Source organism: Bacteroides propionicigenes, from assembly GCF_018390535.1.
GTDB lineage: Bacteria > Bacteroidota > Bacteroidia > Bacteroidales > Bacteroidaceae > Bacteroides > Bacteroides propionicigenes.
In genome coordinates, this window is the sequence record NZ_JAHBBW010000005.1 from 291,025 (window position 1) to 317,036 (window position 26,012).

Below are 26,012 nucleotides of genomic sequence, written 5' to 3' on the forward strand. Positions count from 1 at the left end.
AAGAAACAAATGGACTTTTATTTATACTCCTCCCAAGACTTGATAGCCAAATCATCCGGTGTCATCGTACAGAACGCATTGATAAAGGCGCTTGCCAAACGCGCGTTCGTAATCAGCGGAATATTAAGGTCGATAGCGGCACGACGTATCTTGTAGCCGTTGTCCAACTCGCCCGCGGTGAGGTTCTTCGGGATATTCACCACCATATCAATTTCTTTCTTGTGCAGCATATCAAGTGCCTGCGGCTGCATATCGGGTTCGCTCGGCCAATAGACGCGGGTATTCTCCACGCCATTCTCCGTAAGGAACTTGCTTGAACCACCGGTGGCAAACAGTTTATATCCTTTCTTCTGAAGCATACGGGCTGCGGAAAGCATATCCACTTTCTGTTTCGGAGTACCGGTAGAGAGCAGGATATTCTTTTGCGGAATACGATAACCGACAGAGAGCATCGCCTTGAGAATGGCACAGGAAGTGTCACTGCCTATACACCCCACTTCGCCCGTAGACGCCATATCCACACCCAGTACAGGGTCTGCCTTTTGCAGGCGGTTAAAGGAGAACTGAGAGGCCTTGATTCCTACATAATCGAGGTCGAAAAGGTTCTTGTCCGGTTTTTGTACAGGAATGCCGAGCATCACTTTCGTAGCCAGTTCGATAAAGTTGATTTTAAGCACCTTGCTTACGAACGGGAACGAACGGCTGGCACGCAGGTTACATTCAATCACCTTGATGTCGTTGTCCTTGGCAAGATACTGGATATTGAACGGGCCGGAGATGTTCAGTTCGCGGGCAATCTCCCGACTGATACGCTTGATGCGACGTACTGTCTCCACATAAAGTTTCTGCGGCGGGAACTGGATAGTGGCATCGCCGGAATGTACACCGGCAAACTCTATATGCTCGCTGATAGCGTATGCTATGATTTCCCCATTCTGCGCTACGGCATCCATTTCCACTTCCTTGGCATGTTCTATAAACTGGCTCACGACTACCGGATGCTTCTTCGATACGTTTGCTGCCAACTGCAAGAAGCGTTCCAGTTCTTCCTGATTGGAGCAAACGTTCATTGCCGCACCGGATAGCACGTAACTGGGACGAACCAATACCGGAAATCCTACTTTATCGACAAAAGCGTTGATGTCTTCCAGTGAAGTAAGCGCCCGCCATTCGGGTTGGTCTACACCGATACGGTCCAGCATGGCGGAGAACTTGTCCCGGTCTTCGGCGTTGTCAATGCTCTTGGCGCTTGTGCCGAGGATGGGCACATTCTGCGCATCGAGACGCATGGCAAGGTTGTTCGGTATCTGGCCGCCCGTAGAAACGATTACGCCATGCGGATTCTCCAGTTCGAGGATGTCCATGACACGCTCGAAGGTGAGTTCGTCAAAATAGAGGCGGTCGCACATATCGTAGTCCGTGGATACAGTTTCGGGGTTGTAATTAATCATCACGCTGCGGTAGCCCTCCTTGCGGATAGTGTTCAACGCCTGCACACCGCACCAGTCAAACTCTACCGAGGAGCCGATGCGGTACGCGCCCGAACCGAGCACAACGATAGACTTACGGTCGCCCAGGTAATGCACATCATTGGCAATGCCGCTATACGTCAAGTACAGGTAGTTGGTCCGGGCGGGATATTCGGCGGCAAGGGTATCTATTTGTTTCACTACGGGCAGGATGCCCATGCTCTTGCGGAGAGCGCGTATGGCAAGAATACCTTCTTCACTGTCCATGTACTTTTCCAAGCCAAAGGCACGGGCTATCTGGAAATCGGAGAAGCCCTGAACTTTTGCTTTCCGCAGTAGTTCTTGTGCTGCTATGTCATTCCGAACGAAGTGAAGAAACTGCTCCTTTGAACGTGCAAGGGGAAGAGATTCTTCGCTGCGCTCTGAATGACAGGAGGCTGTTGAATGACAGGCGGCTTCCGAATACTCATGCAGTTCCTTGCTGGTATTCATTATATTCATCAGTTTCTCCAAGAACCAGCGGTCTATCTTTGTCAGTTCATGTACTTGGTCTACGGTATATCCGGCACGAAAAGCTTTGGAGATGACGAAGATACGCTTGTCCGTAGGCTCACGGAGCGCTTTATCAATATCGGAGATAACGAGTTCCTTGTTCTCCACAAAACCATGCATTCCCTGTCCTATCATGCGCAGTCCCTTCTGAATGGCTTCTTCAAAAGTGCGTCCGATAGCCATGACCTCGCCGACAGACTTCATGCTTGAACCCAGTTCCTTATCTACGCCATGAAACTTGCCCAAATCCCAACGGGGAATCTTACAAACCACATAGTCCAGCGCCGGCTCGAAGAATGCGCTGGTAGTCTTGGTTACGGAATTCTTCAGGTCGAAAAGCCCGTAACCCAATCCGAGTTTGGCAGCCACGAAAGCAAGCGGATAACCCGTTGCTTTAGAGGCAAGTGCAGACGAACGGCTCAAGCGAGCATTTACCTCTATTACGCGGTAATCTTCGCTTTCCGGGTCGTAGGCATACTGCACATTGCACTCGCCTACAATACCGATATGGCGGATGATGCGGATAGCCAGTTCACGCAGTTTGTGATAATCCGTATTGCTTAATGTCTGCGACGGGGCAATCACGATAGACTCCCCTGTATGGATACCCAGCGGGTCGAAGTTCTCCATGTTGCAGACTGTTATACAGTTGTCGAAACGGTCACGCACCACCTCATACTCCACTTCTTTCCAGCCGCGCAAAGACTTCTCCACCAATACTTGCGGGGAGAAGGAAAAGGCTTTTTCCACCAGCACATTCAGCTCTTCCTCATTGTCGCAGAAGCCCGACCCCAGTCCGCCCAGCGCATAGGCTGCACGCACTATCACCGGATAGCCCAGTTCCGCAGCGGCACGACGGGCATCTTCGGCATTCTCCACAGCTTCGCTTTGTATGGTCTTTACATCGATTTCATCCAGTTTCCGGACGAATATCTCACGGTCTTCCGTATCTATGATAGCTTGCACGGGAGTACCGAGCACCTTTACGCCGTATTGCTCAAAAATGCCCTTTTTGTAAAGCTCCACACCGCAGTTCAGCGCTGTCTGTCCGCCAAAAGCAAGCATAACGCCGTCGGGGCGTTCTTTCTCAATAACCTTCTCCACAAAGTAAGGGGTAACGGGCAGGAAGTAAATCTGGTCTGCCACACCTTCCGAAGTCTGCACCGTAGCAATGTTCGGGTTGATAAGGACGGTATGGATACCTTCTTCTTTCAATGCCTTGAGCGCCTGCGAACCGGAATAGTCAAACTCTCCCGCCTCACCGATTTTCAGTGCGCCGGAGCCAAGCAACAGGACTTTCTTTATATTATTTTCTTTCATTTGTCTAAATTTGATTATACCAACAATCTGTTTTCAGCGGCATCCTAATCTTTTTTGATGTACATCAAACGAAGTTTTGACGTATATCAAACAAAATTTTGATGCCTGTCAAACCATTATAACAACTTCACGAACTCATCGAACAGGAACTCCGTATCCGTCGGCCCGCTGGCAGCTTCGGGATGAAACTGTGCGGAGAACCAGGGATTGCGCTTATGGCGGATACCCTCGTTGGAGCCGTCATTCATATTGATGAAAAGCGGTTCCCAATCTTCTCCCAGCGTATTGTTGTCCACTGCATAGCCATGATTCTGCGAGGTGATGAAGCAACGCTCCGTACCCACCATGCGTACCGGCTGATTATGGCTGCGATGTCCGTATTTCAGCTTATATATCTTGGCTCCTCCGGCTTTGGAAAGTAACTGATTGCCCATACAGATGCCGAAGATAGGCAGCTTTTCGTTCTTCATCGCCTTGCGGATATTCTGAACGGCGGCATCACAGGTATCGGGGTCGCCGGGCCCGTTGGAGATGAACAGACCGTCAAATTCCAGTCCGTTGAAATCGTAATTCCAAGGAACGCGAATGACTTCCACATCCCGCTTCAGCAGGCAACGGATGATGTTGGTCTTGACACCGCAGTCCACAAGGACAACCTTCTTTAATGAAGAATGAGGAATGAGGAATGAAGAATGGGCTGCGCTACGGGTGGAAGTGCCGTCGGGCAGGTAATGGATGATTTCCTTGCAGCTCACGCGGTCCACGTAGTTCACACCCTCATACACCGCTGCCGGCAATTCTTCATCCTTCCGCCCCAATTCTTCATTCTTAATTCTTAATTCTTCATTAAACTCTATTCTCCCCATCATCACTCCATGCTCGCGCAGTACTTTAGTCAATTCGCGGGTATCGATACCCGTAATGCCCGGCACTTGCTCACGCTTCAGCCAGTCGCCGAGACTTTCCACGGCATTCCAATGGCTGTAGTTTTCGGAATAATCACTTACGATAACGGCTTCGGCATGGATGTGTTCACTCTCCATGAATGTAGCCAGCCCGTTTGGCTCGATGGTGAAAGGCGGCACACCATAGTTGCCCACCAACGGATAAGTGAGCGTCATCAACTGTCCGGCATACGAAGGGTCGGTCAGGCTTTCGGGATAACCCGACATGGCTGTGTTGAAGACCACCTCCCCCGCTACCGGCTTTTCATAGCCAAACGACTTGCCGCAGAAGCGGCTCCCGTCGTCAAGGATTAAAGTTACATTTCTCATATTCAGAATTGATATACTTGTTCTATATAATTAATAAATGCCGCATTCAGCAACTTCACACCGCCCGGCGTAGGATAGTCACCGCTGAAGTACCAGTCGCCCCGATGCTGCGGACAGGCTTCATGCAGCCCCTCAAGAGGCTGGTATACAATCTGCACTTTCGCCTTCGTGCCTTTCGGAGTCAGGAGTTCCACCATTTTGGCGGAAATCTCTTCATCGGTAAAGGGAGCGTAGATTTCCTTTACGTAGTTCACCATCTGTTCCTTGGGCAGCCCCACTTGCTCTTTGGATTTGCGGTAGGCGGATGCAATGACATCGCGCATCTCACGTTCTTTCAGCAGCTCGATGGCGGCTTTGAAAGCAATGAATTCGCTCATCTTCGCCATGTCGATACCGTAATAGTCGGGATAGCGCACTTGCGGCGAGGAGCTTACGATTACAATCTTCTTCGGATTGAGGCGGTCGAGGATGCCGATAATGCTTTGTTTCAAGGTAGTGCCGCGCACAATGCTGTCGTCTATGATAACCAGATTGTCCACACCGGGCACAAGGCTGCCGTAAGTGATGTCGTACACATGGGCGGCAAGGTCATTACGGCTGTTGCCCTCGGCTATGAAAGTACGCAGCTTGATGTCTTTGATAGCTACCTTCTCGCTTCGTATGCGGCGGGACAAGATACGCTCCAGTTCATCGTGGCTGGGGTTATGTCCCAAAGCGGCAATCTGCCGGACTTTCTCCTCGTTGAGGTAATCGTCCAGTCCTTGCAACATCCCATAGAAGGCTACTTCCGCCGTATTCGGAATGAAGGAAAAGACGGTATGGTCTATATCCTTATCAATGGCTTTCAAGATGTTAGGCACTAACTTCTCACCCAATAGTTTACGTTCCTTATAGATGTCTACGTCACTGCCGCGACTGAAATAGATACGCTCGAAAGAACAAGGTTTCACCTCACGCGGCTTATTGATTTGCACCGTACGGAGCTTACCGGCTTTGTTGATAAGGACGGCTTGTCCCGGTTGCAGCTCCTTGATGCTGTCGGCGGACACATTGAGCGCGGTCTGTATCACAGGGCGTTCGCTGGCAAGCACGGCTATTTCATCATCCTGATACCAGAATGCAGGGCGGATGCCCCACGGGTCGCGGACGGCGAATGTCTCACCGCTCCCGGTAAGCCCGCACATCACATAGCCCCCGTCCCACTCTTTGCTCGAAGTGCGCAATACGTTGGCAAGGTCTATATGGTCTTCGATGTAGTGTGTGATGCCCATACCGGTCAGTCCTTCGGCTTCGGCAAGGTTGAAGAGGCGTTCCACTTCGCGGTCGAGCCGGTGTCCCACTTGTTCCAGCATGATATACGTATCGGCATACTTGCGAGGATGCTGGCCGATAGCGGTGATACGTGCAAAGATTTCATCCACGTTCGTCATGTTGAAGTTGCCGCACAGGGCAAGGTTCTTGGCACGCCAGTTGTTTCTCCTGAGAAACGGATGCACGTACGAGATGCCCGACTTACCCGTGGTGGAATAACGCAGATGCCCCATATACACTTCTCCCGCAAAAGGAAGTACACGCTTTGCATAATCGGCATCGTGCAGTTGTTCTTTCGTCAGGTCTTTAAAGTTGCTTTGCACCGTGTCGAATATCTCGGTAATAGCTCCCGAACCGAGCGCCCGTTCGCGAAACATATACTCCTCTCCGGGATTCGCTTCCAGTTTCACGCAAGCCAGTCCGGCTCCTTCCTGTCCTCGGTTGTGCTGTTTCTCCATGAGAAGGTAGAGCTTGTTCAGCCCATACATCCATGTACCGTACTTTTCTTCGTAATACTCCAGCGGTTTCAGCAGGCGTATCATGGCAACGCCACATTCATGCTTCAGTTGTTCCATTTATATATTTACTAATGAGTAATTACTTCTTTTAAAAACGCATTATTTATGTTCTGAAAACACATCATCTGTCAGGGGCAAACGCATCATCTGTTTAGTACAAACGCATCATCTGTTTTACCCGTACACATCATCTGTTTCCGATCATTCCACCGTTACCGACTTGGCAAGGTTACGCGGTTGGTCTACATCCATACCTTTGCATACGGCTATGTGATATGCGAGCAACTGCAAGGGAACCGTAGTTATTAACGGGTCAAGGCACTCCATTGTTTCGGGAAGTTCGATACAAGTGTCGGCTATTTTACTGATAACCGTATCTCCCTTGGTGACAATCGCTATCACCCTGCCTTTGCGCGCTTTGATTTCCTGTATATTGCTCAGTACTTTTTCGTACAATCCGTTCTGTGTGGCAATGACCACTACCGGCATTTCCGCATCTATCAGCGCGATAGGTCCATGCTTCATTTCGGCGGCCGGATAGCCTTCCGCATGGATATACGAGATTTCTTTCAGCTTCAAAGCGCCTTCCAACGCTACGGGATAGCTGTAGCCGCGTCCCAGATAGATAAAATTGTGTGCGTAGGTGAAGATTTTGGAAAGCTCCGCTATGCGGTCGTTCAGCTTCAGCACCTCTTTCATCTTTTCGGGAATCTGTCCGAGTTCCCTCACTATGGCAAGGTATTGCTCCTTATCAATCGTACGCTTCTCCCGCGCAAGAGTCAATGCCAGCATAGTGAGCACAGTTACCTGACCCGTAAAGGCTTTGGTAGACGCCACCCCTATTTCCGGTCCTACATGGATGTAAGACCCCGTATGCGTAGCGCGCGGAATACTCGAACCGATAGCATTACAGATGCCATATATAAATGCACCGCGGCTTTTGGCAAGTTCCACGGCAGCCAGCGTATCGGCTGTCTCCCCGCTCTGCGAAATGGCAATCACCACATCATTGCCGTCAATCACCGGGTCCCGGTAACGGAACTCCGAAGCATACTCCACTTCCACCGGAATGCGGCAGAAACTCTCTATCAAATGTTTGCCTATGAGCGCGGCGTGCCAAGACGTGCCGCAGGCCACGATTACAAAACGTTTGGCAGCAAGCAGACGTTCCTTATAATCTATAATGGCGGAAAGCACCACGTTAGTACCCTCCAAATTAATGCGTCCGCGCATACAGTCGCGAATACAATCGGGTTGCTCAAAAATCTCTTTCAACATGAAATGCGGATAACCTCCCTTCTCCAACTGACCGAGATTAAGCGCTACCGTCTTTACCTCGTGCGGACACTCCACATTCTTCAGATTCACCACTTTCAGTTTCTCCCCGCGACGGATAACGGCTATCTCTTCATCTTCCAGATAAACCACCTTGTCCGTATATTCCACAATCGGAGTGGCATCGGATGCCAAGAAGAACTCATCCTGCCCGATGCCCACCACCAACGGACTGCTTTTGCGCGCAGCGATAATCTCGTCTGGATTCTCCCTGTCGAGCACGGCAATGGCATATGCACCGATAACCTCCTGCAAAGCCAGTTGCACGGCAGTCAGCAAGTCGATGCGGTTTGTAACCTGAATGTATTCTATGAGTTGTATCAGTACCTCGGTGTCGGTACTACTTTTAAAAGTATAGCCTTTGGCTTGGAGTTTGTCTTTAAGGACGGCGTAATTTTCAATGATGCCGTTGTGGATGAGAGCGAGTCTTTCGGAAGAGGAATAATGAGGATGGGCGTTAACGGAACAAGGTTCTCCATGTGTAGCCCAACGGGTATGTGCAATGCCTATGCTACCGGAAATATCTTTTTGAGTGACGAAAGTTTCTAAATCCGAGACCTTTCCTTTCGTCTTGTACACGTTCAGTTGTCGGTCATCACTGATTAATGCTACCCCTGCACTATCGTATCCGCGGTACTCCAACCGCTTCAAGCCTTTGATAAGAATGGGGTAGGCTTTCCTTTGACCTATATAGCCTACTATTCCACACATAATATATCAGTATTTAATTTGCGCTGCAAAGATATATATTATTGAGAACATAAAGTTAATATTTTCACTATTTATTTGTCAAAAGAGTAGAAAAAAGTTGTTTTATTATCAAAAAGACAAAGAAAACAATATTTTAAAAGCAAAAGGTAGAATTTATAATCTTAAAGCAAACTGGCGGAATCTGATTTAAGATTAGAAGAAAACAAAGGGTATTTTCTATCAGATTATAACTTCAGTCTCCGGTATAAGTATTTAATAGGACACAAATCAAGGCATATCTGTATCAATTTGAAATTAAATACATATTTTTGCCAAACATTTTGATACAACAAATAGGTATTACACAAATTAAAGTAAACCAAAAATGGAAAAGAAAGAGCTTTTTAACAACGAAACAAAGGAACAACCCGCACAACGACAGCCCATGCAGTTGGGCCTGTACGATGCAGCCAATGAGCACGACGCTTGCGGTGTGGGAATGTTAGTGAACATCCATGGGGGTAAATCACACGAATTGGTTGAATCCGCATTGAAAGTATTGGAGAATATGCGTCATCGCGGAGCGGAAGGCGCCGACAACAAGACCGGAGACGGCGCCGGCATCATGTTGCAGATACCGCACGAGTTCATCCTGCTGCAAGGCATCCCCGTTCCCGAAAAAGGGAAATACGGAACAGGATTGCTTTTTCTTCCGAAAGATGAGAAAGACCGGGCAGCTATCCTGAGCATCATCATTGAAGAAATAGAGAAAGAAGGATTGACGCTGATGCACCTGCGCAATGTGCCTACCTGCCCCGAAATACTGGGTGAAGCCGCGCTTGCCAACGAACCCGACATCAAACAAATCTTCATCACCGGATTTACGGACAGCGAAACCGCCGACCGACGTCTCTATATAATAAGGAAAAGAATAGAAAACAAAGTACGCAGATCGGATATAGCCGCACGGGAGGATTTCTATATCGTGTCGCTGTCTACGAAGAACATCATCTATAAAGGTATGCTCTCTTCCCTACAACTGCGCAACTACTTCCCCGACCTGACAAACAACTACTTCACCAGCGGACTGGCTTTGGTGCACTCCCGTTTCAGCACCAACACCTTCCCTACGTGGGGACTGGCACAGCCGTTCCGTCTCTTGGCGCACAACGGTGAAATCAACACCATACGCGGCAACCGCGGCTGGATGGAAGCGCGTGAAAGCGTCCTGTCCTCTCCCGCCCTTGGCGACATCAAAGAACTGCGTCCCATCATCCAGCCGAACATGAGCGACAGCGCCTCGCTGGACAACGTACTGGAGTTCCTTGTCATGTCCGGCCTTAGCCTGCCGCATGCCATGGCAATGCTCGTGCCGGAATCCTTCAACGAAAAGAACCCTATCAGCGAAGACCTCAAGGCCTTCTACGAGTACCACTCTATCCTCATGGAACCTTGGGACGGACCTGCCGCGCTACTCTTCAGCGACGGACGCTATGCGGGCGGTATGTTGGACCGCAACGGCCTGCGTCCCGCACGCTACCTCATTACACACAACGACATCATGGTGGTGGCAAGTGAAGTCGGCGTTATGGACTTCGAACCGGGCGACATCAAAGAGAAAGGCCGTCTCCAACCCGGCAAGATACTCCTGATAGACACCGAAAAAGGCGAGATATACTATGACGGCGAACTGAAAAAGCAACTTGCCGAAGCCAAGCCCTACCGCACTTGGCTCGCCAACAACCGCATCGAACTGAACGAACTGAAAAGCGGACGCAAAGTACCCCACAGCGTGGACAACTACAACAGTATGCTGCGCACGTTCGGTTTCTCCAAAGAAGATGTCGAGAAAATCATCCTGCCCATGGCATCCAACGGCGCCGAACCTGTCAGCGCAATGGGTAACGACACCCCGCTTGCCGTACTTTCCGACAAGCCGCAACTACTATACAATTACTTCCGCCAACAGTTTGCGCAAGTCACCAACCCGCCTATCGACCCTATCCGCGAAGAGTTGGTAATGTCTCTCACCGAGTACATCGGCGCAGTAGGCATGAACATACTGACGCCCAACGAAAGCCATTGCAAAATGGTACGGCTGAACCACCCCATCCTGACAAATGCGCAATTGGATATTCTCTGCAACATCCGCTACAAAGGCTTCAAGACCGTAAAGCTGCCGATGCTGTTTGAAGTCTCCAAAGGACGTGCCGGACTGCAGGAAGCGCTTGACCGCCTGTGCAAGGAAGCCGAAGCGTCCGTCACCGAAGGCGTGAACTACATTATACTGACCGACCGCAACGTAGATGCCGTCCATGCCGCCATCCCCTCATTGCTTGCCGTATCGGCAGTGCACCACCACCTCATTTCGGTAGGAAAGCGCGTACAGACCGCATTGGTAGTGGAAAGCGGCGAGATACGCGAGGTGATGCACGCCGCACTGCTCCTCGGTTTCGGTGCAAGCGCACTGAACCCCTACATGGCATTTGCCGTACTGGACGAGCTCGTTGCCAAGAAAGAGATACAGCTGAACTATGCCACCGCAGAGAAGAATTACATAAAAGCCATCTGCAAAGGCCTGTTCAAGATTATGAGCAAAATGGGTATCAGCACCATCCGTTCCTACCGGGGCGCAAAGATATTCGAGGCTGTAGGACTGAGTGAAGAACTGAGCAACGCCTACTTCGGCGGATTGAAATCGACTATCGGCGGCATCCGTCTGGATGAGGTGGCACGTGATGCCATCACTTTCCACGACGAAGGGGAAGCGATGAAGAAGGAAGAAGCGCGCATGAAGAATGGCGGCGGTGAAGCTCCCCTATTGCCAAACAAAGGACTGTACGCATACCGCAAGGACGGCGAAAAGCACGCTTGGAATCCGGAAACTATCAGTGCCCTGCAAATAGCCACCCGTCTGGGCAGCTACAAGAAGTTCAAAGAGTTTACCCGCTTGGTCGACGAGAAAGAAAGACCTATCTTCCTGCGCGACTTCCTCGACTTCCATCACAGCCCCATTTCCATAGACAAGGTGGAGCCGGTGGAAAGCATTCTGAAACGTTTCGTTACGGGGGCCATGTCTTTCGGCGCCATCAGTCAGGAAGCGCATGAGGCAATGGCGGTTGCCATGAACAAGCTGCACGGGCGAAGCAATACGGGTGAAGGCGGTGAAGATGCCGCACGCTTCGGAACGGAAATGCGCAGCGCCATCAAACAGGTGGCATCCGGACGCTTCGGGGTCACTACGGAATATCTGGTGAATGCCGACGAAATACAGATAAAAGTGGCACAAGGCGCCAAGCCGGGTGAAGGCGGCCAGTTGCCGGGATTCAAAGTAGACCAAGTGATTGCCCGCACGCGCCACTCCATTCCGGGCATTTCATTGATTTCTCCCCCGCCCCACCACGACATCTATTCCATCGAAGACCTGGCACAGCTTATCTTCGACCTGAAGAACGTCAACCCTAAAGCCAAAATCAGCGTGAAGCTGGTAGCCGAAAGCGGTGTGGGAACTATCGCCGCAGGCGTGGCGAAAGCCAAAGCCGACCTTATCGTCATCTCCGGCGCCGAAGGAGGTACAGGCGCGTCACCCGCAAGTTCCATCCGATATGCCGGCATCTCGCCCGAACTCGGACTGAGCGAGACGCAACAGACACTGGTACTGAACGGGCTGCGCGGGCAAGTGCTGTTGCAAGTGGACGGACAACTGAAAACCGGACGCGACGTAGTGCTCATGGCTATGCTCGGTGCGGAAGAATACGGTTTCGCCACCGCTGCCCTCATCGTATTGGGATGCGTGATGATGCGCAAATGCAACCAGAACACTTGTCCCGTAGGTGTAGCCACCCAGAACCCGGAACTGCGCAAACGTTTCATCGGGCGCAGCGAATACCTTGTGAACTACTTCACCTTCCTTGCCCGCGAAGTACGCGAGTATCTGGCAGAGATTGGAGTGGAAAAGCTGGACGACATCATCGGGCGTACCGACCTCATCCTCCGCAAACCGGATGACGGCATCAAGAAGCATCAACTCATCAGCTTCGACAAAATACTGGCACGTGTGGACAACGGAGCTGCCATCCGCCACATCATAGACCAGCAACACGGCATCGACCACGTAAAAGACGTGGAAATGCTGAATGCCGCCGCCAATGCCGTAAACGAACAGAAGGAAGTTTCCCTTGAATATACCATTGCCAACACCGACCGCGCCTGCGGTGCGATGCTCTCCGGCGCTATCGCCGCCAAGTACGGCGCCAAAGGCCTGCCCGAACATACACTGAACGTCAAGTTCAAAGGTTCTGCCGGACAGAGTTTCGGAGCATTCCTCGTACCGGGTGTCAACTTCAAGCTGGAAGGTGAGGCCAATGACTATCTGGGCAAAGGACTGAGTGGCGGACGCATCGCCGTGCTGCCCCCTGTGCGCAGCAACTTCGAGGCTGAGAAGAACACAATTGCCGGAAACACCCTTCTGTATGGCGCAACCGGCGGTGAAGTATATATCAACGGTCGCGTAGGCGAACGCTTTGCCGTCCGCAACTCCGGTGCAATAGCCGTTGTAGAGGGCGTGGGTGACCATTGCTGCGAGTACATGACCGGCGGACGTGTGGTAGTGCTCGGACAGACGGGACGTAACTTTGCCGCAGGTATGTCCGGCGGTGTGGCCTACGTCTGGAACAAAGACGGCAACTTCGACTACTTCTGTAACATGGAGATGGTGGAACTAAGCCTCATCGAAGAAGCCTCGTACCGCAAGGAACTGCACGAACTCATCCGCCAGCACTATCTCTACACCGGTTCCAAACTGGCACGCATCCTACTCGATGACTGGACGCACTACGTAGACGAGTTTATCCAAGTAGTCCCTATCGAGTACAAGAAAGTGCTGCAAGAGGAACAGATGAAGAAGCTGCAACAGAAGATTGCGGATATGCAGAGAGACTATTAACTTTCAACTATCAACTTTCAACTACCAAAGACCATGGGTGATTCAAAAGCATTCTTAAATATCCCCCGCCAAGAAGCGGGCTACCGTCCGATACACGAACGTATCACAGATTTCAGTCAGGTGGAACAGACGCTGAACAGTCACGACCGCAAGCTCCAAGCCTCACGCTGCATGGAGTGCGGCGTACCTTTTTGCCATTGGGCGTGTCCGTTGGGCAACAAGCAACCGGAGTTTCAAGACGCACTCTGCAAAGGAAAATGGCGCGAAGCCTACCAAGTACTGAACGAAACGAACGATTTCCCTGAATTTACGGGACGTATCTGCCCCGCACTTTGTGAGAAGTCGTGCGTGCTGAAGCTCTCCTGCGACGCTCCCGTAACCATCCGCGAGAATGAGGCAGCCATTGCCGAAGCCGCTTTTCGCGAGGGTTACATCGTGCCTGTCCGCCCCGAACGCAATGGCAAGAAAGTAGCCGTCGTCGGTGCAGGGCCTGCCGGGCTAAGCGTTGCCGCACGGCTGAATGCCTGTGGCTACGAAGTCACGATATTCGATTCCAAACCGATGCCGGGCGGACTGCTTCGCTACGGTATTCCCAACTTCAAACTACCCAAGGAAGTAATAGACCGCCGCATGGATGTGCTGAAAGCCGAAGGTATCCGGTTTGAAATGGGCGTCCGCATCGATATGCAGAAGCTGCCCGCAGGCTTCGACGCTTACGCCGTCTGCACAGGCACACCCACCGCCCGCGACCTCGCCATCCCCGGCCGTGAACTGAAAGGTATCTACTTTGCCCTCGATATGCTGGCGCAACAGAACCGCATCCTCGACGGAGAGACATTCCTGAAAGAACAGCTTGTCAATGCCCGTGGCAAGCGGGTGCTCGTCATTGGCGGCGGCGACACAGGCTCGGACTGCATCGGCACGAGCATCCGCCAGGGAGCCGCGAGCGTGACGCAAATAGAAATTATGCCGCAGCCACCCGTAGGACACAATGACGCTACGCCCTGGCCGCAATGGCCCGTTGTCCTGAAAACCACTTCCAGCCACGAAGAAGGATGCACACGCCGCTGGTCATTGGCATCCAACAGATTCATCGGCAAGAACGGAAAGGTTTGCGGCGTGGAAGTGGAAGAAGTGGAATGGCTTCCGGCAAAAGACGGCGGCCGCCCCACCATGAAACCTACGGGTAAGAAAGAAGTCATCGAAACCGATATGGTACTGTTGGCTATGGGCTTCCTCAAACCGGAACAGCCAACGCTGGCAGAGAATGTATTCGTGGCGGGAGATGCCGCCAATGGTGCAAGTCTCGTAGTACGTGCACTGGCTGACGGTCGTAAAGTGGCCCGGCAGATTGACCAATACTTCAACCGGTAGTTTTGCGGCAACGAAAAAAGTTTCAAAGGGGAAAACTAAAAGTTTCACCGCATGAAACTTTCTGTTCCACCGCATGAAACTCTCTGTTCCAACGCATGAAACTCTCTGTTCCAACGCTTGAAACAATTCGTTCCCTGTGGTGAAACTGCCGACCTTACCCGATATAACTAACATCATCCAATAAATAAATGTGCATAATTAGTTTATACTATCTGTCATTCAGAGCGTAGCGAAGAATCTATTCTCTGTGTATACATCAAGAGAGTAGATTCTTCGCTACGCTCTGAATGACAGATGCTCTTGATATAAACTAAATTTCAACACTTACTTATCAACTTCTAAAACATCTACAACCATGTGTGGAATAACAGGTATTTTCAACATAAAGTCCCAGACTCCGGAACTCCGAAGCAAAGCCTTGAAAATGGCACAGAAAATCCGCCATCGCGGACCGGACTGGAGCGGCATTTACGTAGGCGGCTCCGCAATCTTGGCGCACGAGCGTCTTTCTATCGTCGACCCTCAGTCCGGCGGGCAACCTCTCTACTCGCCCGGCCGCAAGCAAATCCTTGCCGTCAACGGTGAGATATACAACCATCGCGACATCCGTGCGCGTTATGCCGGAAAGTACGCCTTTCAGACAGGTTCGGACTGCGAAGTCATCCTCGCCCTCTACAAAGACAAGGGCATCCGTTTCCTCGAAGAACTGAACGGTATCTTCGCCTTTGCCCTCTACGATGAAGAGACGGATGATTACCTCATAGCCCGCGACCCTATCGGAGTGATACCTCTCTATATAGGCCGCGACAAGGAAGGCCGCATCTACTTCGGCAGCGAACTGAAAGCCCTCGAAGGCTTCTGCGACGAGTACGAGCCTTTCCTGCCCGGACACTATTACCGGGGACGCGAAGGTAAAATGCACCGTTGGTACACCCGCGACTGGATGCACTACAGTGCCGTAAAAGACAACTACAACACTAATTTCCCTGACATCAACTCTACGACGCTAAAGGTCAACTCTGCATCCGTAAACGTCAATACTGCAACCTACCAAGCTCAAGTCTCTGACGTACACGATGCACTCGAAGCCGCCGTGCAACGCCAACTGATGTCGGACGTGCCCTACGGTGTGTTGCTGTCCGGAGGGCTGGACTCTTCCGTAATCTCGGCCATCGCCAAGAAATACGCAGGCAAGCGTATCGAGACAGACAATAAATCAGATGCATGGTGGCCTCAACTCCACTCCTTTGCAGTAGGCTTGAAAGGCGCTCCCGACCTCATCAAAGCACGTGAAGTGGCGCAATACATCGGCACTATCCACCACGAAATCAATTATACCATTCAGGAAGGGCTGGACGCCATTCGCGATGTTATCTACTTCATCGAGACCTACGACGTAACCACCGTCCGTGCATCCACCCCGATGTACTTGCTGGCGCGTGTCATCAAGAGCATGGGCATCAAGATGGTGCTTAGCGGTGAAGGTGCGGACGAAGTATTCGGCGGTTACCTATACTTCCACAAAGCGCCTACGCCGCAAGCCTTCCATGAGGAAACGGTGCGCAAGCTCTCCAAACTGCACCTCTACGACTGCCTGCGCGCCAACAAGAGCCTTGCCGCTTGGGGGGTGGAAGGACGCGTCCCGTTCCTCGACAAAGAGTTTCTGGATGTAGCCATGCGGCTGAACCCTGCCACGAAGATGTGTCCCGGCAAGGAGATTGAAAAGAAAGTGGTTCGCGAAGCCTTTGCGGACATACTGCCCGAAAGCGTTGCATGGCGTCAGAAGGAACAGTTCTCCGATGGTGTGGGTTATAATTGGATTGACACATTAAAAGCCGTCACCGCCGCTGCCGTCAGTGATGAACAGATGGCAGCGGCAGCAGAACGCTTCCCTATCAACACGCCCATGAACAAGGAAGAATATTACTATCGTAGCATCTTTGAGGAGCACTTCCCCAGCAAGAGTGCCGCCCGCAGCGTGCCCAGCGTGCCGAGTATAGCCTGTTCCACCGCCGAAGCATTGGCATGGGATGCCTCGTTTCAAGGGAAGAACGACCCCAGCGGACGCGCCGTTGCCGGTGTGCACGAGGAGGCATATCAGTAACCGCTCATTTTCAGGCACGGAGAGGAGAAAGAAAAATCTGCATCATCCGATATCATCGTGCCTGAAATAATCATATCTTTGTCCGCTGAAACATCTTAAAGCCCGCAAATCATGGAACAAAAAGAACGGGAACTAACCCCCGCGGAACAAAAACGGAGAGAGAACTTTGAAGCAGTATGTATCGAAATGGAACAGAAAGGATACGAAAGGCATAATCTGACAGTCGGTCTGTTGGCTGCCAACATATGGGGCGTGGTAGTTACACTGCCCTTTGTGGCTTTCTTTACGATGCTCTTCATCCAACATGGCGGATTGATTAACTTTGAGAATACGGCAGAACAACGGCTTTCGGTGTTTCTATTTTGCCCCGCGATGCTCTTTCTTATCGTGGTTCATGAGCTTATCCACGGATTGTTCTTCGGGCTTGCCGCCAAAGAGCATTTCCGTGCCATCAGCTTCGGCGTGGTGTGGAAAGCATTAACTCCCTATTGTTCATGCTCCTCGGTGATGAGCAAATGGGGGTACATCATCGGAGCGGCCATGCCCACCGTTATCTTGGGCTTCCTTTTGGCATTCGCCGCAATAGAGGCGGACAGCTTATTGTTGAAGTATCTCTCCCTGACAATGATTATTGCGGGCGGCGGCGATGTCCTCCTCATCTTGAAAATTCTTCTCCATTCCACCCGTGGAAAAGAGGCACTCTACATCGACCATCCTTATGAATGCGGGCTGGTGGTCTTTGAAAGATGACACAGAAACTTAACATTCTTTCCTACTTTATTTATAACACAGGCATTATCTTTGCGGGGTGATTAGGGACGTGTCCCCATCACCCCGAACAGTTTAAATCATATTCAAATGGAATTCAAAAACTTTATTCTTGCTTCCGCCTTGTTCCTTGCCGCTGTTGGCGGCATACAAGCGCAGTCCACCCAAGTCATTGCCCACCGTGGTTTCTGGAAGACCAACGGTTCGGCACAAAACTCCATCGCCGCCTTGGTGAAAGCCGATTCCATAGGTTGCTACGGTTCCGAGTTCGATGTATGGCTCACCGCCGACAACCAACTGGTGGTGAACCACGACAGCACTTTCAAGGGGGTGAATATGCAGAATTCCACCGCACAACAGTGCACCGCCGTCATACTGGACAACGGAGAGCAACTCCCCACCCTGCGGCAATACTTGGAAAAGGCCGGACAACTGAAAACGCGCCTTATTCTGGAACTGAAATCCCACAAAACGCCCGAACGGGAAACACGTGCCGTAGAAAGTATCGTGAAGATGGTGGAAGAGATGGGATTGGAAGACCGCATGGAATACATCGCTTTCTCGCGACACGCCACCAAAGAATTTATCCGCCTTGCCCCCAAAGGCACTCCGGTATATTATCTGGAAGGAGACCTCTCTCCCAAAGAACTGAAAGAATGGGGATGCGCCGGACCCGACTATCACTTCAGCGTATTCAAGAAGCATCCCGAATGGATTAAAGAATCCCACGACTTGGGCATGAAAGTAAATGCTTGGACCGTAAACGAAGCCAAAGACATGAAGTGGCTGATTGGTCACGGTGTAGATTTCATCACCACCAACGAACCCGTAGAACTACAAGAAATATTACAGTAAAAGCATCAACTTACAATACATATAGAAAGCTATTACAGAAAAGCCGCTTCATTTTGAAAACAATGAAGCGGCTTTCATATTTCAAAAAGGTAGTAATACACGAATAAAACAATCATTTTTATTATTTCCCTGCAAGAATACGAGAGCGTTACATTACAATCTTTACGAATATAACATTATATACTTTTAAATTGGAAGTGAAATCGTGTATATTTGCACTGAATGAAAGTTAGAATAGAAATAAATAGAAAACAGATACCAATATAGATAAAGATTATCCAAAACGTCGTATATTTGCAGTGAAATAAGACAAAAGGATATAACTAACCAACATAGTAAGTACAAAATGACAAGAACCATAAAGTTTACCAAGATGCACGGCGCAGGAAACGACTACATATATGTAGACACTACCCGCTATCCTATCGAGAATCCGGAGAAGCTTTCGAAGAAATGGAGCGCACCGCATACGGGAATCGGCAGCGACGGTCTGGTACTTATAGGGCGTTCCGACAAAGCCGATTTCAGCATGCGCATTTTCAATGCGGACGGTTCTGAAGCCAAGATGTGCGGAAATGCCAGCCGGTGCATCGGCAAATACCTTTATGACTACAAGCTGACTTCCAAAACGGAAATCACACTCGACACCCTGTCCGGCATCAAGATTCTAAAACTGCACGTGACAGACGACAAGGTAGACACCGTAACCGTTGACATGGGTATTCCGTCTGAAGAACCCGTGAACTATGACGGCAAGGGGAGCAAGCCGATGAAAGAACATCCCATCGAAATAGACGGCATACGCTATACAGGTACTACCGTATCCATGGGAAACCCGCATCTGGTAATCTTCGTGAACGACATAACGGAGATAGACCTCTCCTCCATCGGTCCCAAACTGGAGAATCATCCCCTCTTCCCCGACCGCATCAATGTGGAGTTTGCCCAAGTACTGGGAGAGGGAAAGATAAGGATGCGCGTATGGGAACGGGGTTCGGGCATCACCCAAGCCTGCGGAACAGGAGCCTGTGCTACAGCCGTAGCCGCTTTCCTCACAGGACGCGCCGGAAGAAAATCAATCATCATCATGGATGGAGGAGCACTCACCATTGAATGGGATGTAGCCACCAAGCACATCTTTATGACGGGAGGGGCAAGTAAGGTCTTCGAGGGAGAAATGGAGAGGAATGAAGAATTATGAATGAAGAATGAGTATACGCTTTTATGCCGCATGGCAATTCTTCATTATTCATTCTTCATTATTAAATAATTAAACCAACAGAGATATGGCATTAGTTAATGAACATTTTTTGAAATTACCCGGAAGCTACTTATTTTCGGATATAGCTAAGAAGATTAATACTTTCAGGATAACGCACCCTAAGAAAGAAGTCATCCGTCTGGGTATCGGAGACGTTACCCGTCCGCTGCCGCAAGTCTGCATCGAAGCGATGCACAAGGCAGTGGATGAGATGGCTGATGCCAGGACATTCCGCGGATATGGTCCCGAACAGGGCTATGACTTTCTGATTGATGCCGTCATCAAGCACGATTATGCGACACGCGGCATTCATTTCAGTCCACAGGAAATCTTCATCAACGACGGAGCCAAGAGCGATACGGGAAACATAGGCGACATACTCCGCCATGACAACAGTGTGGGAGTAACCGACCCTATCTACCCTGTCTACATTGACAGCAACGTAATGTGCGGACGCGCCGGCATACTGGAAGAAGACGGCAAATGGAGCAATGTAACCTATATGCCCTGCACAGCCGAAAACAACTTCATCCCCGAAATACCGGACAAGCGCATCGACATCGTCTACCTCTGCTACCCCAACAATCCCACGGGTACTACCCTTAGCAAACCTGAACTGAAGAAATGGGTGGACTATGCTCTCGACAACGACACGCTCATCTTGTTTGATGCCGCCTACGAGGCTTTCATCCAAGAAGACGATGTGCCCCACTCCATATACGAAATAAAAGGAGCGAAGAAATGCGCCATCGAGTTCCGCAGTTTCTCCAAGACCGCCGGATTTACAGGCGTGCGTTGCGGCTACACCGTAGTGCCGAAAGAACTGACCGCCGCCACGCTGGAAGGCGAGCGTATCTCCCTCAACAAACTGTGGAACCGCCGCCAATGCACCAAGTTCAACGGCACAAGCTACATCACCCAGCGTGCCGCCGAAGCCATCTACACCGCGGAAGGCAAACGGCAGATAAAAGAAACGATTGACTACTATATGAACAACGCCCGCACTATGAAAAAGGGATTGGAAACAGCCGGACTGAAAGTGTACGGCGGTGTGAATGCCCCATACATCTGGCTGAAAACCCCGAACGACATAGGCTCTTGGCGATTCTTCGAACAGATGTTGTACGAAGCCAATGTAGTGGGAACCCCGGGCGTAGGCTTCGGCCCGAGTGGTGAGGGATACATCCGCCTGACCGCTTTCGGCAAACACGAAGACTGTGTGGAAGCCATGAAACGCATCCGCAACTGGCTGAAATAAAATAAGCAAACTACTATTTAATATAGTTCAAGCGCAGTACTATACAAACAGAGCCGGACTGATCATCCGCAATTTTTCTAATTAAAAAGGTAAGAAGGTATGAAGACAAGAAACGTAAAATTAGGAGTAATAGCAATAGCGTTACTATCAGCTGCAATGCCTTTCACAACAAAGGCACAGGACAAAGTGGAAGCATCCATAGGCGCAGACATCGTAAGCGGCTACATCTGGCGCGGACAAGACTTGGGAGGTGTAAGCCTTCAGCCCAGCGCATCCATCGCCTATAAAGGTTTCTCGCTTGGAGCGTGGGGCTCAGTAGGCATTGAGAGCACAGATGCCAAAGAGTTCGACCTCACACTGGGCTACTCTACAGGTGGTTTCAGCGTATCGGTTACAGACTACTGGTTCAACACCGGCGCAGGCTATTTTCATTACGATGCTCACAACACAGCCCACGTATACGAGGCACAGCTGGGTTACGACTTCGGTCCGGTGGCAGTAAACTGGTACACCAACTTTGCCGGAGACGACGGTGTCAAGGGGAATGGCGACAGAGCCTATTCATCCTATATTTCCGTAGCTGCCCCCTTCAAGTTGGGCGGACTTGACTGGACAGCAGAAGTAGGTGCCACCCCATGGGAAACGAGTTTCTACGGAGCAAGCGGATTTGCCGTATGCGACGTCAGTCTGGGAGTTGCAAAGGACATCAGAATAACCGATTCATTCTCCCTGCCGCTCTTTGCCAAAGCTACTTGGAACCCACGTTCGGAAGGAGCATACTTCGTAGTAGGATTAAGTTTTTAAGAACAGTAAACAGTTTTAGGTATGAAAAAGATTGAAGCTATCATCCGCAAAACCAAATTCGAGGAAGTGAAGGACGCACTCCTCGAAGCGGATATCGAATGGTTCTCTTACTACGATGTAAGAGGCATCGGAAAGTCCAGACAAGCCCGCATTTATCGTGGTGTACTGTACGACACCAGTTCCATCGAGCGAATCCTCATCTCTATCGTAGTACGCGACAAAAACGCAGAAAAGACAGTACAAGCTATCATCAAAGCCGCACAAACCGGAGAAATCGGCGACGGCCGTATCTTCGTCATCCCCATTGAAGACGCTATCCGCATCCGCACCGGAGAACGGGGTGACATCGCCCTCTATAATGCCGAACAGGAAAGATAACCGGCAGCACTCAAACCACAAGACTTTCATTGAGCGGCGTGCTCGATGACAAGCAAAATACAAGTACAACTAAAAATCAAAGAGATTATGGACAAATATATGAAACGCAGTTTCACAAAACTGTGTACGGCCCTTGCTATACTCATAGCTTGCTGCCTCACAACAGATATATATGCGCAAACCGCCGTAGTTGCGGACAGTGCGGCAGCCGTCACTACCGAGGTGATAGCTGCCACGGAAATACCTGCCGAAGAAGCATCGGCAACCGATACCGTCGCCCAATTAGTTTCCGGTGTCAATACCGTCTGGATGTTACTGGCAGCCATGCTGGTATTCTTTATGCAACCGGGCTTTGCATTGGTGGAAGCCGGTTTCACCCGCACCAAGAACACCGCCAACATACTTATGAAGAACTTCGTAGACTTCATGTTCGGTTCACTCCTTTACTGGCTGGTAGGTTTCGGCATCATGTTCGGTTTGGGCGACTTCTTCGGAACTCCCCACTTCATGAGCCTGTTGTTCGACAGTAACGGCCTGCCCGACCCCGCTTCACTGCCCACCGAGGGTTTCCTCGTATTCCAGACTGTATTCTGCGCCACTTCCGCCACAATCGTATCGGGAGCCATGGCAGAGCGTACGAAGTTCTCCATGTATCTGGTTTACACAATCTTCATCAGTGTACTGATTTATCCCGTTTCCGGTCACTGGACTTGGGGCGGAGGATGGCTGATGAACGGTGAAGCCGGTTCCTTCATGACGGAAACATTCGGAACTACCTTCCACGACTTTGCCGGTTCCACCATTGTACACTCCGTAGGCGGTTGGATTGCACTGGTAGGTGCAGCTATCCTCGGTCCGCGCATCGGCAAGTACAGCAAAGACGGTCGGTCAAAAGCCATCCCCGGGCACAACCTCACCATTGCGGCACTGGGTGTCTTCATCCTTTGGTTCGGGTGGTTCGGTTTCAACCCCGGCTCTCAGTTGGCGGCAGCCACTACCGAAGACCAGGTAGCTATCTCGCTCGTATTCCTCAACACCAACCTGGCAGCTTGTGCAGGCGGTTTCTTTGCTCTGGCTGTCAGCTGGCTGAAGTACGGCAAACCATCCCTGTCACTCACACTGAACGGCATTTTGGCAGGATTGGTAGGCATCACGGCAGGATGCGATGCCGTTTCTCCGCTGGGTGCGGTCATCATCGGCACCATCTGCGGCGTACTGATGATATACTCCGTAGAATTCATTGACAAAGTGCTGAAGATTGACGACCCTGTAGGCGCATCTTCCGTACACGGCGTATGTGGTTTCACAGGAACAGTACTCACCGGACTGTTCTCTACCAGTGAAGGTCTGTTCTACGGTGCAGGTGCGGGTTTCCTCGGAGCACAGATATTCGGTGCGGTGATTGTCGGACTTTGGGCGGCAGGTATGGGCTTCATCATCTTCAAGGTACTCGACAAGATACACGGTTTGCGTGTTCCGGCTCGCGTAGAGGAAGAAGGGCTTGACATCTACGAGCACGGAGAGTCCGCGTACAACTAAAATAAGAGTTTTTTTACTCTAACATATATTTATAAACCAACAATTACAACTCTAAGGTATTATGTCAAAATTGAGATTCAGAGTAGTAGAGACGGCGTTCAAGAAAAAACCCGTTGCAGTGGCAGTCCCGGCGGAACGCCCGTCGGAATACTTCGCCAAGTATGTATTCAACAAGGAAAAGATGTTTAGGTATCTGCCCAGCAAGGTATATGCCAAACTGATTGATGTAATTGACAACGGTGCACCGCTGGACCGCAGCATTGCCGATGAAGTGGCTGCGGGAATGAAGAAGTGGGCGCTTGAAATGGGAGCTACTCACTACACGCACTGGTTTCATCCGCTCACCGAAGGTACTGCCGAAAAGCACGACGCTTTCGTGGAGCATGACGGCAAGGGCGGCATGATGGAAGAATTCACAGGCAAATTGCTTGTGCAGCAGGAACCCGACGCATCCAGCTTCCCCAACGGCGGCATCCGCAACACGTTCGAGGCACGCGGCTATTCCGCATGGGACCCCTCTTCTCCCGCGTTCATAGTAGATGATACGCTCTGCATCCCGACCATTTTCATCGCCTACACGGGTGAATCCCTGGACTACAAAGCACCGTTGCTCAAAGCGCTGCGTGCGGTGGACAAGGCAGCGGTAGACGTATGCCACTATTTCAACCCGGACGTAAAGAAAGTAGTGGCGTACTTGGGCTGGGAGCAGGAATACTTCCTGATTGACGAAGGCCTTTACGCTGCCCGTCCCGACCTGTTGATGACCGGACGCACACTGACCGGACACGACAGCGCCAAGAACCAACAACTCGAAGACCACTACTTCGGCGCCATCCCTCCGCGTGTGGCAGCCTTTATGAAGGAGTTGGAAATCGAAGCGCTGAAACTCGGAATCCCCGTCAAGACCCGCCACAACGAGGTAGCTCCCAACCAGTTCGAGTTGGCTCCTATCTTCGAGGAATGCAACCTTGCAGTGGACCACAATATGCTCATCATGGCTTTGATGCGCAAGGTGGCACGCAACCACGGCTTCCGCGTACTGTTACACGAAAAGCCGTTCAAGGGTGTCAACGGCAGCGGCAAGCACAACAACTGGTCGCTGGGTACGGACACGGGCATCTTGCTCCATGCCCCCGGCAAACTACCCGAAGACAACCTGCGTTTCATCACCTTCGTAGTAAATACCTTAATGGCAGTTTACAAGCATAACGGATTGCTGAAGGCCAGCATCTCCAGCGCCACAAATGCCCACCGGCTGGGAGCGAACGAAGCGCCTCCCGCAATCATATCCAGCTTCCTCGGCAAGCAGCTGAGCCAAGTACTGGAACATATTGAGGAAAGCACTAAGGACGACCTCATCAGCCTCAGCGGCAAACAGGGCATGAAGCTGGACATTCCGCAGATACCCGAACTGATGATAGACAACACCGACCGAAACCGTACCAGTCCGTTTGCCTTTACGGGCAACCGCTTCGAATTCCGCGCCGTAGGTTCGGAAGCCAACTGTGCCAGCGCCATGATTGCCCTGAACTCCGCCCTTGCCGAGCAATTGGTGGAATTCAAGAAAGATGTAGACGAGCTTATCGAGAAGGGGGAACCGAAGATTTCGGCTATCCTCGATGTTATTCGCAAATACATCAAGATATGCAAACCTATCCACTTCGACGGCAACGGCTACAGTGACGAATGGAAAGCCGAGGCCAAGAAACGCGGATTGGACTGTGAAACCAGTGTACCCCTCATCTTCGACAACTATCTGAAGCCCGAAAGCATCCGTATGTTCGAGTCAGTAGGTGTGATGACGCAAAAGGAACTGGAAGCCCGCAACGAAGTGAAGTGGGAAACCTATACCAAGAAAATTCAGATTGAAGCCCGCGTACTCGGTGACTTGGCGATGAATCACATCATCCCCGTAGCCACGCAGTATCAGACGGAGTTAATAGACAATGTCTACAAGATGAAAGACCTCTTCCCGGCAGAGAAAGCTGCAAAACTGTCTGCCAAGAATCTGGAACTCATCGAAGAGATTGCCGACCGCACCACCTTCATCAAGGAGCACGTGGATGCCATGATAGAAGCCCGAAAGGTTGCCAACAAGATTGAGTGTGAACGTGACAAAGCCATCGCTTACCACGATAACATCGTACCGATGATGGAAGAAATTCGTTATCACATCGACAAGCTGGAACTCATCGTCGACAACCAGATGTGGACATTGCCGAAGTACAGGGAACTGTTATTTATAAGATAAGGGAAG

General features: G+C 50.8%; 15 protein-coding genes. 11 read left to right on the forward strand and 4 right to left on the reverse strand.

What is annotated here, in order from left to right:
• Positions 1-17: 17 nt before the first annotated feature.
• The 4 genes from carB to glmS all read right to left on the reverse strand — a co-directional run bounded on the left by carB (position 18) and on the right by glmS (position 8,490).
• The gene (gene carB / locus KG118_RS09585; RefSeq protein ID WP_117713215.1) at positions 18-3,341 is read right to left on the reverse strand and encodes a carbamoyl-phosphate synthase large subunit; all 3,324 of its coding nucleotides are present in this window, start codon (positions 3,339-3,341) and stop codon (positions 18-20) included.
• Between the two features lie 116 nt (positions 3,342-3,457).
• Positions 3,458-4,615 (reverse strand): glutamine-hydrolyzing carbamoyl-phosphate synthase small subunit, encoded by a 1,158-nt coding sequence (gene carA, locus KG118_RS09590; protein WP_117713214.1) that lies wholly within the window; start codon positions 4,613-4,615, stop codon positions 3,458-3,460.
• 2 nt (positions 4,616-4,617) lie between these two features.
• On the reverse strand, positions 4,618-6,501 hold the full coding sequence (locus KG118_RS09595; RefSeq protein ID WP_117713213.1) for an amidophosphoribosyltransferase: 1,884 nt from the start codon (positions 6,499-6,501) through the stop codon (positions 4,618-4,620).
• A gap of 144 nt (positions 6,502-6,645) precedes the next feature.
• Positions 6,646-8,490 (reverse strand): glutamine--fructose-6-phosphate transaminase (isomerizing), encoded by a 1,845-nt coding sequence (gene glmS / locus KG118_RS09600; RefSeq protein ID WP_117713212.1) that lies wholly within the window; start codon positions 8,488-8,490, stop codon positions 6,646-6,648.
• Positions 8,491-8,854: 364 nt separating this feature from the next.
• On the opposite strand from glmS, the gene gltB reads away from it, so the two are divergent.
• From gltB to KG118_RS09655, 11 genes are all read left to right on the forward strand, one after another.
• Positions 8,855-13,414 (forward strand): glutamate synthase large subunit, encoded by a 4,560-nt coding sequence (gene gltB, locus KG118_RS09605; RefSeq protein WP_213388427.1) that lies wholly within the window; start codon positions 8,855-8,857, stop codon positions 13,412-13,414.
• Positions 13,415-13,447: 33 nt separating this feature from the next.
• A complete protein-coding gene (locus KG118_RS09610; protein WP_117713210.1) occupies positions 13,448-14,788 on the forward strand; it encodes a glutamate synthase subunit beta in 1,341 nt (446 codons plus the stop codon).
• 355 nt (positions 14,789-15,143) lie between these two features.
• A complete protein-coding gene (gene asnB / locus KG118_RS09615) occupies positions 15,144-16,892 on the forward strand; it encodes an asparagine synthase B (protein WP_117713209.1) in 1,749 nt (582 codons plus the stop codon).
• 111 nt (positions 16,893-17,003) lie between these two features.
• Positions 17,004-17,642, forward strand: coding sequence for a DUF3267 domain-containing protein (locus KG118_RS09620; protein WP_117713208.1), 639 nt, complete (start codon positions 17,004-17,006; stop codon positions 17,640-17,642).
• Between the two features lie 108 nt (positions 17,643-17,750).
• The gene (locus tag KG118_RS09625; protein WP_117713207.1) at positions 17,751-18,515 is read left to right on the forward strand and encodes a glycerophosphodiester phosphodiesterase family protein; all 765 of its coding nucleotides are present in this window, start codon (positions 17,751-17,753) and stop codon (positions 18,513-18,515) included.
• A 346-nt stretch (positions 18,516-18,861) separates the two neighbouring features.
• Entirely contained in the window at positions 18,862-19,716 is an 855-nt protein-coding gene (gene dapF / locus KG118_RS09630) for a diaminopimelate epimerase (protein ID WP_117713206.1), read from the forward strand.
• A gap of 85 nt (positions 19,717-19,801) precedes the next feature.
• Complete coding sequence (locus tag KG118_RS09635) at positions 19,802-21,034, forward strand: LL-diaminopimelate aminotransferase (protein ID WP_117713205.1); 1,233 nt, start codon at positions 19,802-19,804, stop codon at positions 21,032-21,034.
• 99 nt (positions 21,035-21,133) lie between these two features.
• The gene (locus KG118_RS09640; protein WP_117713204.1) at positions 21,134-21,838 is read left to right on the forward strand and encodes a hypothetical protein; all 705 of its coding nucleotides are present in this window, start codon (positions 21,134-21,136) and stop codon (positions 21,836-21,838) included.
• Positions 21,839-21,859: 21 nt separating this feature from the next.
• Positions 21,860-22,216, forward strand: coding sequence for a P-II family nitrogen regulator (locus tag KG118_RS09645; protein WP_087412026.1), 357 nt, complete (start codon positions 21,860-21,862; stop codon positions 22,214-22,216).
• Between the two features lie 87 nt (positions 22,217-22,303).
• The gene (locus tag KG118_RS09650) at positions 22,304-23,755 is read left to right on the forward strand and encodes an ammonium transporter (protein WP_117713226.1); all 1,452 of its coding nucleotides are present in this window, start codon (positions 22,304-22,306) and stop codon (positions 23,753-23,755) included.
• A 61-nt stretch (positions 23,756-23,816) separates the two neighbouring features.
• On the forward strand, positions 23,817-26,006 hold the full coding sequence (locus tag KG118_RS09655) for a glutamine synthetase III family protein (RefSeq protein WP_117713203.1): 2,190 nt from the start codon (positions 23,817-23,819) through the stop codon (positions 26,004-26,006).
• Positions 26,007-26,012 lie beyond the last annotated feature (6 nt).

Excerpts from the sequence above, each read along its gene's own strand:
- carB (WP_117713215.1), bottom strand. The coding sequence starts at position 3,341 with ATGAAAGAAAATAATATAAAGAAAGTCCTGTTGCTTGGCTCCGGCGCA.
- carA (WP_117713214.1), bottom strand. The coding sequence starts at position 4,615 with ATGAGAAATGTAACTTTAATCCTTGACGACGGGAGCCGCTTCTGCGGC.
- KG118_RS09595 (WP_117713213.1), bottom strand. The coding sequence starts at position 6,501 with ATGGAACAACTGAAGCATGAATGTGGCGTTGCCATGATACGCCTGCTG.
- glmS (WP_117713212.1), bottom strand. The coding sequence starts at position 8,490 with ATGTGTGGAATAGTAGGCTATATAGGTCAAAGGAAAGCCTACCCCATT.
- gltB (WP_213388427.1), top strand. The coding sequence starts at position 8,855 with ATGGAAAAGAAAGAGCTTTTTAACAACGAAACAAAGGAACAACCCGCA.
- KG118_RS09610 (WP_117713210.1), top strand. The coding sequence starts at position 13,448 with ATGGGTGATTCAAAAGCATTCTTAAATATCCCCCGCCAAGAAGCGGGC.
- asnB (WP_117713209.1), top strand. The coding sequence starts at position 15,144 with ATGTGTGGAATAACAGGTATTTTCAACATAAAGTCCCAGACTCCGGAA.
- KG118_RS09620 (WP_117713208.1), top strand. The coding sequence starts at position 17,004 with ATGGAACAAAAAGAACGGGAACTAACCCCCGCGGAACAAAAACGGAGA.
- KG118_RS09625 (WP_117713207.1), top strand. The coding sequence starts at position 17,751 with ATGGAATTCAAAAACTTTATTCTTGCTTCCGCCTTGTTCCTTGCCGCT.
- dapF (WP_117713206.1), top strand. The coding sequence starts at position 18,862 with ATGACAAGAACCATAAAGTTTACCAAGATGCACGGCGCAGGAAACGAC.
- KG118_RS09635 (WP_117713205.1), top strand. The coding sequence starts at position 19,802 with ATGGCATTAGTTAATGAACATTTTTTGAAATTACCCGGAAGCTACTTA.
- KG118_RS09640 (WP_117713204.1), top strand. The coding sequence starts at position 21,134 with ATGAAGACAAGAAACGTAAAATTAGGAGTAATAGCAATAGCGTTACTA.
- KG118_RS09645 (WP_087412026.1), top strand. The coding sequence starts at position 21,860 with ATGAAAAAGATTGAAGCTATCATCCGCAAAACCAAATTCGAGGAAGTG.
- KG118_RS09650 (WP_117713226.1), top strand. The coding sequence starts at position 22,304 with ATGGACAAATATATGAAACGCAGTTTCACAAAACTGTGTACGGCCCTT.
- KG118_RS09655 (WP_117713203.1), top strand. The coding sequence starts at position 23,817 with ATGTCAAAATTGAGATTCAGAGTAGTAGAGACGGCGTTCAAGAAAAAA.